Raw genomic sequence first — 14837 nt, 5'->3', positions numbered from 1 at the left:
CACTCATCGTCCTGCAAGCCTCTCCAAGGCCTTTGTGAAAAAATCCGGGGCGCCGAAGTTTCCTGACTTCAGCGCGAGCGCCACCGGATCATCTCCTTTCGACAGAAGGACCGGGACGCCCGGGTCGATCTCAGACCCGATTGTCAGCGTGCCAAGATCGAGCGCCGAAACCACCGCGCCCGATGTTTCCCCGCCGGCAACGACCAGCCGGCGTATGCCCGCGCCGATCAGTTCCCGTGCCGTCTCGGCAAAGAGATGGTCGAGGGCTTCGGCGACCTTTTCCCGGCCAAAGCGCGCCTGGATCGCCTGAACCTCGTCAGGGGTGCCCGAGGAATAGACGAGGGGTGCCTTTCCCCGGTTGGCAAGCAGGAACGAAGTCAGGTCGACCGTCGTCACCGTTCCATTCATGACGCCGGCAACATCGATGGCGAGCGTCGGATAAGAATTCCGATGGAGGTCCACCTGTTCCCGCGTCGCGCCGGAACAACTGCCGGCAAGAATGGCCTCCGGACCATCAACGCCGAAGCTCGCCGAACTCTGTCCCTTGGCTAACCCGCGGGCGATAAAATTTGCCGGCAGCCCGATCGCAATCCCGGATCCTCCCGTGACAAGGCGATGATCGGCGACAGCCTTGCCGATCACGACGAGGTCGTCATCGGTGATCGCATCGACGACTACGAGAACATGGTTGTCATCGCCATGCCTGCGCAAGGCGGCCTCGATCGCCGAAGTCCCGCTGCGGACGGTGGCAATGTCGACATGTCCGACATCCGAGGTCGTCTGCAGCCGTAGCCAACGGCGGATATCGGCATCGGTCATTGGATTGAGCGGGTGGTTCTCCAGACCAGACTCGTCAAGAAGACGATCTTTTACAAAGATATGCCCCTGATATATCGTGCGTCCGGCCCCTGGGAATGCCGGGCAGACGACGACACCCTTCACGGCAAGCGCGTCGGCGAGCGCCTCCGCGACCGGACCGATGTTTCCGGCCGGCGTGGAATCGAACGTCGAGCAATATTTGAAGACGATCTGCTCGCAGCCCTGATCGAGCAGCCATTTCAGCGCCTCCAGCGATTGCTCGACGGCTACGGCCGCATCGATGGAGCGGCTCTTCAGCGCAATCACGCCCGCCTCGACCTCCGCGTCGGCGGCAGCGCTCGGAACACCTAGACATTGGACGGTGTGAAGGCCGCCCTGCCCCGGCAGGCCCTTCGCGATCGTGTTGGCGATGTCGCTCGCCCCGGTGAAATCGTCCGCAATGACACGGGCGTCGACATGTATGGACAGCCTCGGTCCCGCGCCTTTAACATGCAACGCGAAATGGAGCGCAACAGCGAGCGCTACCGCCTGATGAAATGGGCAACCCAAGCCCTTCCAGGTGTTACGGTGCATCCGCCTGGCACCGGGATCATGCACACGCTCAATCTCGAGCAGCTGGCGACCGTCATCCGTCTCGAGGAGCGGAACGACGAAACCTGGGCGACGCCGGACACGCTCATCGGCACTGACAGTCATACGCCGATGATCAACGGCATCGGAGTTCTCGCCTGGGGCGTTGGCGGGCTGGAGGCGGAAAGCGTCCTCTTTGGTTTTCCGGTCACGATACGGCTGCCGGAGGTCGTCGGCGTGCGCCTGACCGGGCGGCTGTGCCCCGGCGTGCTCTCGACAGACCTTGCCCTGGAGGTCACGCACCTCCTGCGGCGCCACAAGGTCTCGGGAGAGTTTGTCGAATTCTTCGGGCCAGGGGTGTCGACGCTCACCGGCGGCGACCGCGCCGTCATCGCCAATATGGCGCCCGAATATGGTGCGACGACCGGCTATTTCCCAATCGACGGACAGACTATCGAGTACCTGCGGCGAACCGGCCGAAGGGCGGAGCACGGCTCAATGGTTGAAGGTGTCGCCCGAGCGATGGGGCTCTGGTTCGATCCGGACGCGGAGCCGCGCTACAGTCGGGTCGTCGAACTTGATCTCGGCAATGTGCGTCCCCTTCTTGCCGGGCCGCGGCGCCCGCAGGACAAATGCGCGCTGACTGAGGCTGCATCTGCCTTGGAGACGGCAGCCGGCAGGCCGTTTGAGGAGATATCCAACGGGATTCCGGACGGCGCGATTGCTATCGCGGCCATCACGAGTTGCACCAACACCTCCGACCAGCGTCTGCTAGCTGCCGCTGGTCTTGTGGCCCGCAAGGCAAACAGGCTCGGTCTGCGGCCGCCTCACTGGGTCAAGACATCATTGGCGCCGGGCTCGCCGTCTGCCGAACTCTTCCTGAGAAGAAGCGGACTGCTGACGGATCTGGAGGCGACCGGCTTCAACATCGTGGGTCATGGATGCACCACCTGCATCGGAAATTCGGGGCCGCTCCAGCCGGACATGGCCGAAGCAATCGCCAATGGCACTGTCGCCGCCGCCCTTCTCTCGGGCAATCGCAACTTCCCCGGCCGGGTGCATCCGAGCCTGCAGTTCGGCTTCCTCGCCTCGCCGCCGCATGTCGTCGCCCTCTCGCTGATCGGAAAATTCTGTCGGGATCCGCTGAATGTCAAAGTCGCGGACACCGCGGACGGATCCGCCGTCTGCCTTGGCGATCTCCTCCCGTCCGATGAGGAAATCGATGCCATTTTGCGTGACTTTTCGCAGTGCGAGGATTTTGGCCGGGCGTTTCACGACGCCACGAAGAACGATGCATGGCTTGCCCTCGAGGCGCCATCCTCTCCAACATTTCCCTGGGATGAAATCTCCACCTATATCCGGCGACCGCCCTTTGCCGTCGCGAGCAACACCAATCGGCTCGGAACCTATACGGCCCATCCGCTGCTCGTGCTGGGCGACGACATGACCACGGATCACATCTCGCCCGCCGGCCAGATCGATGCCGAGAGTTATGCCGGACGCCATCTCGTTGCGGCCGGCGATCCGCCAAACGACCTCAACGTCTATGCGGCCAGACGCGGGAACTGGGCGGCCATGGTCCGCGGTCTCTTCGACAATCCCACGGCGTCCAACCTCCTGCTTGACGGGCGACCGGCCTCAAGAACCGTGTATGCCCCTACCATGGATGAAGGCCCGCTATGGGAGGTGGCCGAACGCTACCGGCAGGAAGGGCGCTCCGTCGTGATCGTAGCCGGTGAGCGATATGGCGCCGGTTCTTCGCGCGACTGGGCAGCCAAGGGCCTTGCGCTGCTTGGTGTGCGCGCCGTCATCGCCAGAAGTTTCGAGCGCATCCACCGCACGAACCTGATCGGCATGGGAATCCTGCCCATCGTCATCGAGAACACAATTCCCTCACTTTCGGCACTGGACCTCATCGAAGTTGACGCCAGGCACATAGAAGCGCGCTGCGGTATCAGGCTGGTCTTGCTGAGCGCCTCTGGCGCAGCCAAGACATTGACGGCGCGCGCAGCGGTGGAGACGGAGCAGGAGGTTGAAACGCTTGTCGCTGGCGGGATGATTTCCCTCATTCTTGACCGCCACCTGGCGGAACTGGTGGTACCCAAGACGCCCGATTTCGTTCGCCCCATACCGGGCGGCGCATTTACTAAGGAAGGAAGTAAATAGATGCCATCGGGCTGGAAATTGTCATTGGCCTAAAAGATCCGCAACCCTGCGCCAGCGGCAGGCAGCGTGCGAGGCGGTGATGTCGAAAAGTCTGGATAGGAATTCCCATACGCTCTCGTCGTGAACGAGGTGGTGGGTGAGAATTCCCACCGTCCCGCCGCCCTTCTCGATTTCATCCAGCCGGCGATCGATGTCGCGAAGGATCTCGCCATGAGGGCGGCAGCCGCGGGTGCCGTGCCAGTCCATCACATCCACATGGGCGTTTATGAGCTGCAGCCCCGGGACGCGTAACACGGCGGATTTTTTCCCGTCCTCCGGTCCGAAAACCGAAAGGGCCCTAAAGCCGATCTCGTGCAGTCCGGGCACCAGCCCCGGGTCGATCCGGTTCCATGGCGGAACGAGGAGCGGGACCATAGCGGCAGGATAAAGCGCGCGCAGACGCGCCCAACCGGCGCGCAAGTCGGACGCAACCATCTCGCGCGACCTGTGACCTCCTAGTTCCTGGCGTTTTTCTGTAGCGGGGGCATGGTTTTGATGGGACCACCCGTGGACGGCAACATCGACAAGCGGTCGGCCGGCAAGGCAGCGCGAAAGGCGCTCGTCGGTACATGCCGGAATGACGGCTAAGGTCACCGGCACCGAAAAGCGGTCGGTGAGGTCGAGCAATCGGTGGAGCGCGGCCGTCGGCTCGACGGCGTCGTCGTCCCGCAGCCAAAAGTCGACCGATTGGCCTGCCTCCTGCAGGCGATCGAGCCTGTCGGCCAGCGTTTCCCAGATCGATGCGATCGTCATTTCGCACTCCCAACGAAATCGGCGAAGATCCCCGAGAGACGTGCGGCGGCGGCGGGAAGCGAGCGGTGCTCGAAAACGAAGCGCCGCGCGCGCTCGCCAAATTGTCTGCGTAGGGATCCGTCCACGAGGAAGCGCCGCACCGCTGCCGCCAGTGCGTCGATGTCCCCGGCCGTCGTCAGATATCCCGTTTCGCCGTCACGTACGACTTCCGGCACACCCGCCGTGCGCTGCGCGACGACCGCGAGGCCTGCAGCCTGCGCCTCCAGATAGGACAAGCCGTAGGCCTCCCCGCAGCCCGGCCAGACATAGAGGTCGCCGCCGGCGAGAATCTCCGGAATCGCCTGAGGCGGCCTTTCGCCAAGCCAATCCAGCCGTCCTGCGGGAAAGGCCGAAAAGGCTTCCGATACGTCAGCCCGTGCAGGGCCGTCGCCCACCACCGTGAGCGTCCAGGGCACATCGGCGACGAGGGCGAGCGCGCGGGCAAGCATGCGATAACTATCCATCTTGTCGCCCTGACGCATCATCGCGACGGCAAGCAGGCGGTTGCCGCCGGCCCCGGTCCTTCGCAGGTCGCGAAACGGCGACACATCGATGAAAGGGGCGAGCAGCGCAGAGCGCACTTCGGGTACCGCCTCTTCGAGACCCTCGCGGTCACGATGGGTGAAACAGATATTGACCGCAGCCTGCCTTGCACCGGCGGCGACCGCATCTTGCGCAAGTTTCCATGACCCCAGGTTGCGCCGAAAGGAATAAGAACTCTCGGCAGTAACGTATGGAATGGAGAACTCCGCCGAAAGCGCGGGACCAATGAGATCCGGAGCCTTGTAGTACGGGTGGTAGCAAAACCAGAGGTCGGGCGGCCCTTTCGACTGCCAGAGCCGCCGAAGCCTCGCAATCTCCCCTTCGGCCTCCTTGCGGAACGCTGAAAATGCCGCATCCGAGGCTTCACGCGAGAAGGTGCGCAGCTCCGAGGCAATGCTGACGTCGTGACCTGCCAGCCGCAGCGCTTCGATCAGCATGCGTGCCATCTGCCTGTCGCCGGAAGGGACAGGGTGGTCGGGTGATTTCAGTGGCGCATGAAAGGCGATGTTCATTCGGCGCGAGCTATCCCGCCTCCCGTCGCGATGTCAACTGGCCCCCAGCCCCGCCGACGTGCGGCTGCAGTGCCCCGGCTATTCCGCCGCTGCCTCCCCGCCTTGGGCGAGCGCCGCGTTCTTCTTGGCGATCGCGTCGCGTGTCGCGGCAGCTGCCGCCGGCGCCGATTGCACGTCGTCTCCGGCCACCTGGACCGTCGGCGAGGCGAACTGGATGCCATTGGTCTTGAAGGCCTCCTTGATCATGGCCTGGGCCCTTCTTCTCACCTGGGTCTGGTGGCCCGGCTTGGTTTTCATGGCGAAGCTCAGCGTTATGCCGTAATCGCCGAACTGCTCCACGCCTTTCATCTTCACCGTTTCGATGATCATCGGCGCGAGCTCCGGGTCTTCGAGCAAGGAAGCCCCGATGCCCTTCACGACCTTCTTCACCTTGGCGACGTCGGAGTCATAGGAAACATTGATCAGGAACTTGTCGATGACCCAGTCGCGACTCATGTTCTGCACCGCGCCGAGCGAGCCGAAGGGCACGGTGAACACCGGTCCCCGGTGATGTCGCAGCTTTACGGAGCGGATGCTGAAGGACTCCACCGTGCCCTTGTAGCTGCCGCTCTGTATATATTCGCCGACCCGGAAGGCATCGTCCATCATGTAGAAGATGCCGCTGATGATATCCTTGACGAGCGTCTGGGAGCCGAAGCCGATGGCGACGCCGAAGACCCCGGCGCCGGCGATCAACGGACCGACTGCGACGCCAAGGCCCGAAAGCACCATCATACCGGCGACGACCGCGATGAAGGCCGCAAGGAAATTGCGCAAGATCGGCAGCAGCGTGCGCAGGCGCGTGTTGCGCGCGAACTCGGAGGAATCCTGCACGGTCAGGCTGGCGCGCGCCATGCGCACGTTGATGGATTCCTTGGCAAGCTGCCAGACGAGATCGGCCGCAAGCAGTATGACGATGCCGGCCAGCACGCCGCGGAAGATGCGGTTGAAGGCATCGTCCTGCATCATCTGCGCGCCGTCGATGCGGAAGGTCATGGCAAGCCATACGGCCGCGAGCGCGATGATCACGAGCCTCGCCCCTCGCTCGATCAGAACATTGCGCAGGACGCGGAAGTCCTCCGCCGCGGCAGCATCCAGCATCGTTCTGGTCGCGGCGCTGGTGAAGCGCAGCAGAGGCGGCAGACCGAGGGCATAGACGCCGAGCCAGAACAGCACATCCATGCCTGCAACCCAGAAGACCCAGAGCAAGACCAGGAAGGAAACGATCAAGGAATTTCGCAGGATGCGACGCGCGGGCGCCATCTCGGCGATCGGCCGGCGCAAGGTCGTGTCGATCGCCAGTCCGAGAACGAAGAGCCCCAGGACCGCGCCGGTGAGGTTGCGCACGTCTTCGGGAAACGCGAGCGCGCGCATCACATCGCCGACGGCCCATACGAAAGCGACGGTGCAGATGAAGTATACGGACCGCCTGAGCCAGTAACGGGCACGATGCGGAGCAAGCGATACATACGACCTCGCCTGATCCCCCTCCGAGATGGCCGGCGTCAACACGGCCGATGCGATCGCGATCAGAAGTCGAGCCACGATCCATGCGATCAGGAGCGGCGCCACCGCTGCCCCGAGGTGACGCGGCCAATCGGCGATCACGAAAGCAGCGACGGCCGCAATGGCGAAGGCGACAAGCGGCGCGATGCGAACGAAGGCCGCCAACCCGCTTCCTGCCTGCACGTTGTTGCGGCTGGCGCTTCGCCGCAGGAGATGGCGCAGAAGGAACTCTGCGCCGTAGCCGATCAGCAGAACCAGGGCAAAAGCCCAGATGATCGGCAATCTTCCCTGTCTCTCCATGTCGCCGTACACACGGTCTCGTGCCGCCTGCCATTCGGGCAATACGCGCGGCGCGGCATTCAGAAGCGCAGTAAGGTGTCTCCTGGCCTCGGCCATCCAGCGTGAAGCGAAGCTCTGGGGCGGCGTGGCGGCAACGGGCGCGGAGGCGGCCTGCCTGGCCTCGATCCCCTGCCTGGTCTCGATCCATTGACGGACCTCGGGATCATCCAGCAGCTGAATGAGCTGCTGAACCTTGGCCGGAGGCGCTGCCCCCGGCTCTTGAGCCGCCGAGAGAGCCGCAGAAGCAAAGATCAGTTGGAGAAAAAAGACAACGACTGCTGCGACGCGCCCTACACCTGCACCCATGCGATAGCCCCCTGATCGCCAGACCACTCGGCGATGATAGTGGCATATCAACACATACGCGTCACCCCGCAATCCCTTAGCACTCCGAAGGATGCATGATCGGGGTCCCGCGCCGAAGCGCCGGCGCGCGTGCATGTCTTCTTTGGTCGCAGCCGGTCAAAGGAGACATGCAGCAGATCAAAGTACCACAGCAACCTTTGCGCGCCCGGTAGGGCGCGGCGCTGTAGGCCTGCGCAAGGCTCTCCGGATTATGGTCCGGTTCAAGCGGAACCGGCTTCAGCGGCCGACACTGTGGCGGCATGTTCGCGGGCCGAGTGTTTCAGGGCCGACGACGCGACTGCGTCCCACTGCGAAAGTATGCGTTCCGGCAAGTATCTCTTGGCGCTCGCCTCGGCATTGGTAGCCAAGCGACCCCTGAGTTCACCGTCGCCGAGCACCCTGGACAGTGCCTCGGCAAGCGCATCCACATCGTTGCTGGGAACGAGGATCCCGTCCTCGCCATGCTTCACCATGTCCGAGGGGCCCCACTCGCATTCAAAGGAAACCACGGGAAGCCCTGCAGCCATCGCCTCGAGCAAGACGATGCCCCATCCCTCGTAACGGGACGACAATACGAACACATCCGCCGTCTCCACCCATAGCCCCGGTCTTTGCGTCACTCCCGGCAACTCGACCCTGTCCTTCAGATCCAGCGCGTCCCGCAGTGCCTCGAGCGATTTCCTGTCCTCGCCCTCACCCCAGATGACGAGCTTCCATTCGGGGTGCCGCGTGGCAATCCGCGCAAAGGCCTCGATCAGGAGATCGAAGCCCTTCTGACGCGTGAGCCGGCCAACCGCGGTCAAGATATTGCTGCCGCGTCTCTTCTGCCATTCGCCGGGCAGGTCGACGGCGTTGGCGATCACCCACCCCCTGCTGCGCATCTTCTGCGGAAAATAGTCGAGCGCGCCCCTGGTCATCGTCACGAGACCGAACGCGCGCGGATACAGACGGCGCTGAGCCCATTTCCAGATTGGGCCGAAAGGCTGGAGCGCCGGATTGTTGCGCTCGGAAACGATAACCGGAACCGCCAGTCCGATCGTCGCCAGCAGCGTAAGCACATTCGTCCGCGTCAGGAAACTCAGGACGAAATCCGGCTTTGAGCGGCGAATGGCGGAGCGCAGGCGATGAATTCTCTTGACCACGAGAACCCCCGCCATGAGTTTCGCAGCCCTTTGAGGCGGCAGACCCAGGCGCTCGATCGAGATCTTTGGATCCAACGCGTAATAGGGTTTCGCATTCGGCGGTTCGAGGGTGATGAGCGTCACTGTGCAGCCGCGCCGAACCCAATGGTTGGCGACCAGGTTCACCACGTGCTCGGTGCCGCCGGCGCCGAGGCCCGGCAGGACGATCGTCACCCGCGCTCCGGATATATTCGACGCCTCATGCGGCGGGAAATCCGAACTGTCGCTCATTTCGAAATACCCCTCCCCTGAAACCCGGCGAGCGTCACGGACAGGTGTCATGGCTGCCGCCGCAGCAACGGTTTCTCTTCGCCCAAGGGACATCATCTGGTGCCTCCATTCCGTCTTCGCGATGCAAAACATCACGATCTTCATCAATGCCGGTTGGAATGTTACCGGGCGCGCCTCCCACGCCCTATGCAAGCACGTTATTGACAGAATGCTTGTTTTTCATTTCATATTCAAATTGCTAAAACGAATGCCTGAAATTGCCAGCCGCCGGCCGACCGGTATCGTAAACTTAATTATTTGTTTCAAAGAATCAATAGCACACTAGACGCGCGACCACTGCACACGCAAAGAATTTCTTTTTTTCAATCCACGCCCCATCATGAAATGGGATGTAGAATTATTTCTGAAACCACATATTCTTCTATTCTGCGCGATCATCGCACCTAAACTACATTTACCCATGCGTGCACCGCGCGCCGGTGAACTCAATTTGAGGGACAGACGATGGCAAGTATTCTCAGGCGGGCATGGCGTCGGGTGGAGAAGCGGGTACGGCTTACCTCCTATGCCGCTCAAGCCGACAGTTTCCTGATCTCCTATCCAAAATCCGGCCGCACCTGGTTTCGGTACGTTCTTTCCCACTATCTCGCGACGATCGCGCGCGTATCGGAACCGATAGACCTTCATAACATGTTCTCGATCGTACCGAATTTCGATCTCGACCCGGTGCGCGGAATGCCGGGTTACCGCTTCCGGGAGGCGAAAGACGCAATCCCGACGATCCTTGTCAGTCACCTGGACCATCGCGCCAGCCTGTTCCTCAGGCGCCCCGTCATCATGATGGTAAGAGACCCGCGCGACGTGATCGTGTCGGCCTATTTTCATGCGACCCGGCACAAACACCGTTTCGCCGGCACCCTTACGGAGTTCATAAAGGACCATGAGCAGGGCATGCCCAAGATGATCGGTTATCTCAATGGCTGGGCAGCCGGTTTGTCCAACCGCGCCCACTTCGTTCTGAGCTACGAGGGTCTCTCCGCCGACACGGAAGGACGAACCGAGGCGGTGCTGGAATTTCTCCGCTGTCCGGTCGATCGAGCGGCGCTCCGGGCAGCGGTCGAGGCCGGCCGTTTCGAGGCCATGCAGGACAGGGAACGGGTAGAGGGCATTCCGGCTCATGACTACGATCGGAACGACGTGGAAAGCCTGCGCATGCGCCGTGGCAAGGCAGGTGGGTTCAGGGACTATCTGGACGAGGCGCAGGTCGCAGAGGTCGAGCGTTTGTGCGCGGCCGACCTGACGGTTGCCGCCAAACGTCTCGTCGGCCACACGGGATTGAACGTCTGACCCCGCACCTGCGCGCCCGTTCGCGGATAGAACTGCTCTAACGCCGCGCGGCATCGAGGGCTGGCCTTCCGATGCTGGCCCTTGCAAACACCTCCCGCAGAACATGCGCCGTCTTCTCCATTGCCGCCGTATCGAGCGCGGGATCGACCAGGAAGGCCAGGCTCGTCTCGCCGAGCTCGCGCGCGTCGGGCAATCTCTGCGCCGGGGCCATGCCGATGTCCACAAAAGCCTTTTCCAGGTAGATTTCCGAGCAACTGCCGCTGAAGCATGCGACGCCGGCGCCGTTGATTTCGGCAATGATCCGGTCCCGGCTCCAGTCGGGCCGCAGGCGCTCCGGCCGAAGAAACGTATAGAACCTGTACCACGCGTGCTGAATCCCACGGGGCGGCAGAGGCGTGCGCAAAGCCTCGATCTCCTCGGCCGCTCTGGCGATAATGGCCGCGTTGTGCGCTCTTATGCTGCGCCATTCCGTCAGGCGCTGCAACTGACGCGATCCCATGACCGCCTGGATCGACATCATGCGCCAGTTGGTGCCGATGGACTCATGCAGCCAGCGGAAACCCGGAGGGTGCTCCTTGTTGTAGACGGCGTCATACGATTTGCCGTGGTCCTTCCGGCTCCAGGCCTTCTTCCAGAGCTCGTCATCGTTCATCGCCACGAGCCCGCCCTCGCCTCCAGTGGTGATGATCTTGTCCTGGCAGAAGGAAAAAGCCGCGATGTCACCGAAACTGCCGACCGGTCGGCCGTCGATTTCGGCGCCGTGCGCCTGGGCGCAATCCTCTATCACCCACAGCCCCTTTTCGCGGGCAAGCGCCATGATGGCGGGCATGTCGCAGGGCCAGCCGGCCAGATGTACGACGATGACGCCCTTGGTCTTCGGCGTCAGCTTCGCCCTTATGGTTTCCGCCGTGATGTTCTGGCTGTCGCGATCGACGTCGGCGAAAACCGAAACTCCACCCGCCATCGGCACCGTGGAGGCCGAGGCAATGAAGCTGCGCGGCGTCACGATGACCTCATCGCCCGGCTCAAGTCCGAGCGCGTAGAGCGCGAGATCCAGCGCCACCGTTCCGTTGGCGAGAGCCACCGCATGTTTTACGCCGAGAAAGCGCTCATACGCAGCCTCGAAGTTGCGTACGTGCGGTCCCGTCCAGGCATTCACTTCGCCAGATCTGAGGACCGACACGACATCCTCGATCTGCTCCTCGTCGTAAACCGGCCAGCGTCCCATCTGTCCCTCCGAATTGAATTGGGTCTTATGGCGTTAGTGAGAAATTCCGTGTGACGCCGTTCCTCAACCTAAACGACGTGCCGGACCAATACGAAAGCTTCGGCCGCTTGCCGCATCACGGTCGCGCCGCGCAAGGTCGCCAGCGCCCTGAGGGTCGCAATCGAGCGCTCATGCGGCGGCTGGCGTACCTGCGAAGCAAACATCTCCATCGCCTTGAGCTTTGCCTCGAGATGTTCGCTGATATCGACGAAGACGTTCGGCACGAATGCCGGAGACAGATAGGGCGCGTTCCAATTGGTCTCGGACAGGGTCTCGTAGGCGAGAACGAGCTTCGGGAATTCCGCCTGATGCGGGCGGCAGGCGACCAGCGCCGACGTGAAGGTCAACTGATGGTCCATGTGCATGTCGCCCACGAAGGGCAATAAGACGGTTTGCGGCGACAGCCGGCGAACGAGCTCGAGCAAGGCGGCATTGACGGTCGCATGCGCCGTTTCCGCAAGCTGTGCCGCCGGCAGCCGGAGCCATATGGTTTCCGTCACGCCCAAGGCGCGGTGCGCTTGCCTCGCTTCCGCCTGTATCCGCGCAGTTCCCTCCGGATCGAAGGCCGGAGGCTTTCCCTCCGTCACGACCGCGACGAACACCTCTTCGCCTTCGGCCGCAAGCCTTGCGATAGTCCCGCCTGCGCCGAGCACCTCGTCATCGGGATGCGGCGCCACGACCAGAGTGCGCCCGAAAGATATCTGCCCGCCACCCATAAAACCTCCTGATCAAAAATATTGTCGCCTCGGCGCGTGCTCATCCGCCGCATCACGCCTTCGGCGTCTCCGCGCCAAGACGACGCGAGAGAAACTCCCTGGCCTCTTGCAGGTGCCGTGCATGGACCCGCTCGCCGGTGACCAGCGTCTTCACGGTCAACAGGAGGATCCGCGCATCCAGCCAGAGACCGGCGTGTGCGACATACCAGAGGTCGAGAGCGATCTTCTCTTCGTCCGAAAGTCGCGTATTGCCGTTTACCTGTGCCCAGCCGGTCATGCCCGGGGCGACGCGGCAGCGCATGCGGCCGAGTTCGCCGAAGCCGGCGACGGTCGCCAAGGGAAGCGGGCGCGGACCTACCATCGACATGTCGCCGGAAAGCACGGCAATGAGTTGCGGCAGCTCATCGAAACGCAGCCGTCGCAACAGAGCGGTTGCGGCGGTCTGCCGCAACGCATCCGGCAAAAGCGTGCCGTCCGGCGCCCGCGCATCCGTCATCGTGCGGAATTTGGCAACGGTGAAGACGCGCATCCCCGCACCGGCACGCGCCTGGGTGAAGAATAGCGGCAGGCCGAGGCTAGCCCAAACGACCGCTGCCGTAACCGCCATGAGCGGCAGGCACAGGACGAAAACGGTTCCGGCAAACAGGCAATCGAGGAAACGCTTGAGACGGTAAAATCCCAAGGAGGCAGGCAAGCCAAAGCTGACGGCCGCAGGTTCTCTGTAGGTTTTCAACTCAATATTCCCTTGGCGCAGGGCGCTTAAAGCGTGTTTTAAAAATAACTGAAATTAAAGTCTTACATTCCGGCAATAGCCACCGTGAGCACGTCGCCCGGAACAAGCGGAGTCAAGGGCGACGCCTTTATGCTGGCCGGCGTACCGCCAACTGGATTTCGGCGTATCTCATAGGTGTATGAAATCTGTTTTTTCTTGGACTCGTCCTCGGCCACAGCCGCCATGAGGAGTATCTGCTCTTCGGCGGAGTGCTTTCCGGAAATCAGCTTTTTGATAGCGATCTCACGCGCCTGAAGCTGAGTGAGGATGTCTTTCTCACGGTCTGCTTCCAGCTTTGCCAGCTGCAGCTTCAACTCACTCATTTCCTGACGCGACCGTGCAAGGGTAGCGAAGGTTTCGAGAAGCTGCGCCTGTTCGGCCGAGGCATTATTCTCGGCGCGAGACAAATCGCTTTCCGTGTTCAGGCCGCGCTTGCGCAAGGTAGCGATACGGCCCACGTCTTCCTTGCTGTTCTCCACCACATCCTTTTGCTGCTGGATGAGTTGGTTCAGTATCTCAATCCCACCCTCCGCCTGGGTGATGCCCTCGGTCAGGATCTGCGTTTGCGACTTGCTGGCCGCCAGATCCGCCCTCAGTATCTTTTCTTCGAGCTCTATGACACCATCGAGCGGAACGCCGGTCACATAGTCGCGTGCGACCTCCGGGACGTCGGCAAGGTCGATCTTGTCGGTGGACTTCAACTGCGCCACGAGCCTTGCCGCATAAACGGCCTCATGGACGATCTCGGCGCTGGCACCCTCGATCTCTCCGCGCAACCGTGCGCGTGCGATGATCCGGTCGGACGCGTTTGCCGCAACGACCTGCATGCCTCCCGCCAGACCGATGGCCTGTTCGACCGTCAACCCGCTGTAGAAGGGAAACGAGCCCGGTGTTTTGACTTCTCCGAGGACGAAAATCGGCCGAAAGGTCGAAATTTCGAGGGAGATTTTCGGATCGACGAGAATGTCGCGCCTGCGGTACTCACCACGAAGCCGCTCCAGGGCCTCCGGTACCGTGAGCCCGACGATCTCGACCGCGCCGATAAGCGGAAATTGCGCTGCCCCAGCGCCCGAGATGGTCGCGGTAACCGGCACGTCGGCGTCGTCGAGGAAGTCGAAAGTCAGGACATCTCCCGAGTTGAGCCGGTATTCATCAGCTTGAGCGGACATTGTCCCGATTATCGGGCACGCAAGCACCCATAGAACCATCAGCAGCAGGAACGCCCCAAGCTTCCAACGGGGCAAAATCGTCCCACAAACGGCCGGTGAAATCCCCATCTCACGACCTCCAAAAAAAGGAATAAAGAAAACTCTACCAAAAAATATTGGGCGACTATATTCTTCGACGCGCTGTCACGTCAAAGGTTTTTAGCTATTCGCGGCTTCAATGTCGGATTTGATCCTTTATGCATCGTCCTCAAAATATAGAATCATATATTAATTCAATCCTTTACTGAAACTTATTGCGTTTTTAGAGGAGAACGTTAGCGGGGGAATAGCGGTTCTAGCAATAAATGCGGACGGCGTGCATGCTTGTCTGCACGGTTTTCGCCGGTTCTTCCAATGACGCGATTCATTTAAGTCTATACGAAAAGTCGAGGGCGCATGGTCCGCCGCGAGCGGCGTATGACTGTCGGCTCCGCACGAAGCATTT

The 14837-nt window shown here is 61.8% G+C and carries 12 protein-coding genes; 3 read left to right on the top strand and 9 right to left on the bottom strand.

Features of this window, described 5'->3' with window-relative positions; all coding sequences use genetic code 11:
- Positions 1-3: 3 nt before the first annotated feature.
- A complete protein-coding gene (gene otnK / locus N0Q91_RS29490; protein ID WP_275599761.1) occupies positions 4-1218 on the bottom strand; it encodes a 3-oxo-tetronate kinase in 1215 nt (404 codons plus the stop codon).
- Between otnK and N0Q91_RS29485 the strand changes: the two genes are divergently transcribed.
- Entirely contained in the window at positions 1183-3555 is a 2373-nt protein-coding gene (locus N0Q91_RS29485; RefSeq protein ID WP_275599760.1) for an aconitate hydratase AcnA, read from the top strand. The two genes, otnK and N0Q91_RS29485, sit on opposite strands and share 36 nt — an antisense overlap.
- Before the next feature lie 21 nt (positions 3556-3576).
- On the opposite strand, the gene N0Q91_RS29480 is transcribed toward N0Q91_RS29485, so the two are convergent.
- The 4 genes from N0Q91_RS29480 to N0Q91_RS29465 form a co-directional block, all read right to left on the bottom strand.
- Entirely contained in the window at positions 3577-4347 is a 771-nt protein-coding gene (locus tag N0Q91_RS29480; protein WP_275599009.1) for a polysaccharide deacetylase family protein, read from the bottom strand.
- Positions 4344-5441, bottom strand: coding sequence for a glycosyltransferase family 4 protein (locus N0Q91_RS29475; protein WP_275599008.1), 1098 nt, complete (start codon positions 5439-5441; stop codon positions 4344-4346). The genes N0Q91_RS29480 and N0Q91_RS29475 overlap by 4 nt, the downstream gene beginning before the upstream one ends.
- A gap of 78 nt (positions 5442-5519) precedes the next feature.
- Positions 5520-7631: a mechanosensitive ion channel family protein gene (locus N0Q91_RS29470; protein ID WP_275599007.1), complete on the bottom strand. Its 2112-nt coding sequence runs from the start codon at positions 7629-7631 to the stop codon at positions 5520-5522.
- 260 nt (positions 7632-7891) lie between these two features.
- Complete coding sequence (locus tag N0Q91_RS29465) at positions 7892-9082, bottom strand: glycosyltransferase family 4 protein (protein WP_275599006.1); 1191 nt, start codon at positions 9080-9082, stop codon at positions 7892-7894.
- Between the two features lie 49 nt (positions 9083-9131).
- Between N0Q91_RS29465 and N0Q91_RS29460 the strand changes: the two genes are divergently transcribed.
- Positions 9132-9407: a hypothetical protein gene (locus tag N0Q91_RS29460; protein ID WP_275599005.1), complete on the top strand. Its 276-nt coding sequence runs from the start codon at positions 9132-9134 to the stop codon at positions 9405-9407.
- A 179-nt stretch (positions 9408-9586) separates the two neighbouring features.
- Positions 9587-10429, top strand: coding sequence for a sulfotransferase domain-containing protein (locus tag N0Q91_RS29455; protein WP_275599004.1), 843 nt, complete (start codon positions 9587-9589; stop codon positions 10427-10429).
- Between the two features lie 37 nt (positions 10430-10466).
- Here N0Q91_RS29455 and N0Q91_RS29450 read toward each other — a convergent pair whose 3' ends face one another.
- From N0Q91_RS29450 to N0Q91_RS29435, 4 genes are all read right to left on the bottom strand, one after another.
- Complete coding sequence (locus N0Q91_RS29450; protein WP_275599003.1) at positions 10467-11657, bottom strand: DegT/DnrJ/EryC1/StrS aminotransferase family protein; 1191 nt, start codon at positions 11655-11657, stop codon at positions 10467-10469.
- 68 nt (positions 11658-11725) lie between these two features.
- The gene (locus N0Q91_RS29445; RefSeq protein ID WP_275599002.1) at positions 11726-12412 is read right to left on the bottom strand and encodes a PIG-L deacetylase family protein; all 687 of its coding nucleotides are present in this window, start codon (positions 12410-12412) and stop codon (positions 11726-11728) included.
- A 52-nt stretch (positions 12413-12464) separates the two neighbouring features.
- Positions 12465-13145, bottom strand: coding sequence for a sugar transferase (locus N0Q91_RS29440; protein WP_275599001.1), 681 nt, complete (start codon positions 13143-13145; stop codon positions 12465-12467).
- Positions 13146-13207: 62 nt separating this feature from the next.
- Complete coding sequence (locus tag N0Q91_RS29435) at positions 13208-14461, bottom strand: polysaccharide biosynthesis/export family protein (protein WP_275599000.1); 1254 nt, start codon at positions 14459-14461, stop codon at positions 13208-13210.
- Positions 14462-14837 lie beyond the last annotated feature (376 nt).

Source organism: Sinorhizobium prairiense, assembly GCF_029201645.2.
Lineage (GTDB): Bacteria > Pseudomonadota > Alphaproteobacteria > Rhizobiales > Rhizobiaceae > Sinorhizobium > Sinorhizobium meliloti_A.
This window is presented reverse-complemented; position numbering and strand designations above follow the sequence as displayed.

Coding starts and splice junctions, on each gene's coding strand:
- N0Q91_RS29480 (WP_275599009.1), bottom strand. CDS start 4,347: ATGACGATCGCATCGATCTGGGAAACGCTGGCCGACAGGCTCGATCGC.
- N0Q91_RS29475 (WP_275599008.1), bottom strand. CDS start 5,441: ATGAACATCGCCTTTCATGCGCCACTGAAATCACCCGACCACCCTGTC.
- N0Q91_RS29470 (WP_275599007.1), bottom strand. CDS start 7,631: ATGGGTGCAGGTGTAGGGCGCGTCGCAGCAGTCGTTGTCTTTTTTCTC.
- N0Q91_RS29465 (WP_275599006.1), bottom strand. CDS start 9,082: ATGAGCGACAGTTCGGATTTCCCGCCGCATGAGGCGTCGAATATATCC.
- N0Q91_RS29460 (WP_275599005.1), top strand. CDS start 9,132: ATGGCTGCCGCCGCAGCAACGGTTTCTCTTCGCCCAAGGGACATCATC.
- N0Q91_RS29455 (WP_275599004.1), top strand. CDS start 9,587: ATGGCAAGTATTCTCAGGCGGGCATGGCGTCGGGTGGAGAAGCGGGTA.
- N0Q91_RS29450 (WP_275599003.1), bottom strand. CDS start 11,657: ATGGGACGCTGGCCGGTTTACGACGAGGAGCAGATCGAGGATGTCGTG.
- N0Q91_RS29445 (WP_275599002.1), bottom strand. CDS start 12,412: ATGGGTGGCGGGCAGATATCTTTCGGGCGCACTCTGGTCGTGGCGCCG.
- N0Q91_RS29435 (WP_275599000.1), bottom strand. CDS start 14,461: ATGGGGATTTCACCGGCCGTTTGTGGGACGATTTTGCCCCGTTGGAAG.